General features: G+C 72.1%; 2 protein-coding genes. One reads left to right on the top strand and one right to left on the bottom strand.

Translation table 11 applies throughout. The features are described from left to right. Positions 1-18: 18 nt before the first annotated feature. Entirely contained in the window at positions 19-726 is a 708-nt protein-coding gene (locus AOK23_RS41810; protein WP_055717621.1) for a DUF5134 domain-containing protein, read from the bottom strand. 198 nt (positions 727-924) lie between these two features. Between AOK23_RS41810 and AOK23_RS41805 the strand changes: the two genes are divergently transcribed. After that, positions 925-1461 carry a DUF4396 domain-containing protein gene (locus AOK23_RS41805; protein WP_055717620.1) on the top strand — a complete coding sequence of 179 codons (537 nt, stop codon included), beginning with the start codon at positions 925-927 and terminating at the stop codon, positions 1459-1461. Positions 1462-2524 lie beyond the last annotated feature (1063 nt).

Raw genomic sequence — 2524 nt, 5'->3', positions numbered from 1 at the left:
CGTCACGCCGTCACGCCGTCACGCCGTCATCATCAGCAGCATCGTCGCCATCGAGCCGCCCATGCCGATATGACCGGCCAGGCGGGCGTTCGACGCCGAGAGCACCGCCGGAGTACGGGCGGCGCGGCGGTGACGGGCCCTCGGAGCGGGCGCATCGGGCGGCGCGACCGGGCCGCGCAGATGGGCCCGTACGGCCAGGGCCACGAAGAACACGAAGTAGGCGGCCAGCGCCCAGAAGGCGGCGCGCCACAGGACGGCGGAGCCCGAGGACGCGGCGGCCTCGGTCACCCCGTGCCCGCCGCCCACGCCCTGCATGCCGGCCATCGCCCCGTGCCCGTGTCCGTGTCCGGAGGCGCCCAGGGCGAGGGTCGGCCCGGTGCTCTCGCCAGGCATGGCCAGGGTCATGAGCACCATGGCGGCGCTGCCGATCACGAGATGCGCCCCGTGCCCCAGCTGCCGTATCCCGCCCCGCCTGACGTGCCGTACGGAGAGGGCCACGCCCCCGAGGCAGAACAGGGCGAAGACCGCCGCCCACCACAGGCCGTACGTGCCGTAGTGGAGGGCCGTCGGGGGCGCCGCCATCACGGCCATGCCCGCGCCCATGGCGACCTCGGCTCCCGCCTCGAACCGGGCCCAGCCGTCGACCAGCGCCATCCGGACGAGGTTCCCGAGGGCTGCCCCCGCTCCCAGCACCACCAGCGTCCAGCCCAGAAGGTGTCCCGTCACATCGCCACCACCGCTCGTCGACCACTACGTATCTCCTTAGTACGTGAGGGGCGGCGATCCGACTCAGCGGGGAAGTGGGACTACGTGACGGATGGGGCCGACGCGGGACGCCCACCCCCTCGCCATATACCCCCCAGGGGTATAGTGTGCGGAGTGTCGAGGACGGATCACCACGGACGAGGACGGGGATGACAGGTCATGGACCACAGCGCTCACCATGACGGCGGCGCGCACGGCCACGCCGCGCACGAGGGACACGAAGGGCACGCCGATCACTCGATGGCCCCCGGCGGGCACGGCGGAGCGTCCTGGGGCATGGCGGTGAAAGCGACGCTGCACTGCCTGACCGGGTGCGCCATCGGGGAGATCCTCGGGATGGTCGTCGGCACGGCCCTGCGGTGGGGCAACGCGCCGACGATGGTGCTGGCCATCGCCCTCGCGTTCGTCTTCGGGTACTCCTTCACCCTGTTCGCGGTACGCCGCGCGGGCCTGGACCTGCGGGGCGCGATCAAGGTGGCGCTGGCCGCCGACACCGTCTCGATCGCCGTGATGGAGCTGGTCGACAACGCGATCATCGCCCTGACTCCGGGAGCGATGGACGCCCACCTCTCCGACGGGCTGTTCTGGTCGGCGCTCCTCGGCGGGTTCGCGGTCGCGTTCCTGATCACCACGCCGGTCAACAAGTGGATGATCGGCCGCGGCAAGGGCCACGCCGTCGTCCACGCCTACCACTGACTCCCCCTTCCGCCGCCGTCCGCCCCCTCGGGCCGCCCCGGCGGCCCGAGGGGGCGCGGCCGGAGCCGAACGGGTGGTCAAGGGAGGTCGCGGGCAGCCGGGTTCACCCGGCTGAGCGCCTTGAGTGGTGGCGAGCGGAAAACCGACTGACGGTTGATCACGTCAAGGCCGGGTCCCTTCAGCTGACGAAGCACCAGCTGCCCGGTCATGGCGGAAGGACCATCAAATGCGTTCAGCCCGCATGCTTTTTGCGACAGCGGCGGCCACGGCCGTCCTCGCCATCACCGCCCCCGGCGCCTACGCCGACGGGAACGAGTGGGACCGCGAGGACCATGGGTACAGCAAGGAGCACCACAAGGACGGCAGGCACGACGGCCCCCGCGGCGGCGTTCACACCGGTGGCGGCGCCCTGACCGCGGCCCAGAACGACGAGTGGACCTCCGAGGACAAGGCAGAGAAGTCCTGGGGCGACGAGGACAAGCAGAAGGCCGGAGGTCACGAGGAGAGCGGCTACGGCGACCACGGCAAGGAGTCGTGGAAGGACAGCGGTGACAAGGAGTCCTGGAAGGGCGACCACGACAAGGGCGGCTGGAAGGGCGACCACGACAAGNNACCGGCCATGACCGCCGGCGGGCTGGCGGTCCTCGCGGTCGCGGGCACCGGCATGTACGCCCTGCGCCGCAAGAACATCGGCGGAAGCGCGGCCTGATCCATGCCCGGCGCGATATCCGGCCCGATAGCGGCCGCGGCCGTCACACCGTACATCGTGTGGCGGCCCGGCCGCCCGGCTCCCGTCCCCCGCCCCGCCCGTTCCGCTGCCGTGCCTTGTGAGGTGGTGTCCAATGGCAGCCCATCCCTCCTATCCCGGCGGCACCGGTCCGGGACCGACCCGCCGCGGGAACCGACCGAACGTGACCGTACTGGTCGCCCTGGGCCTGCTGATCGTCTCCCTGATCCTGTTCGGCCGCGAGGGCTCCTCGCCCGACGCCTCCCCACCGCCGGGCGCCCGGCACGCCCCGGACAGCAGGGGCCGGGCGACCGGCGGTTCAGCGCACGTCGACGT

The sequence above is a fragment of the Streptomyces torulosus genome, assembly GCF_001419765.1.
GTDB lineage: Bacteria > Actinomycetota > Actinomycetes > Streptomycetales > Streptomycetaceae > Streptomyces > Streptomyces torulosus.
The sequence above is the reverse complement of the archived record's forward strand: the minus strand, read 5'-3'. Positions and strand labels throughout refer to the sequence as shown.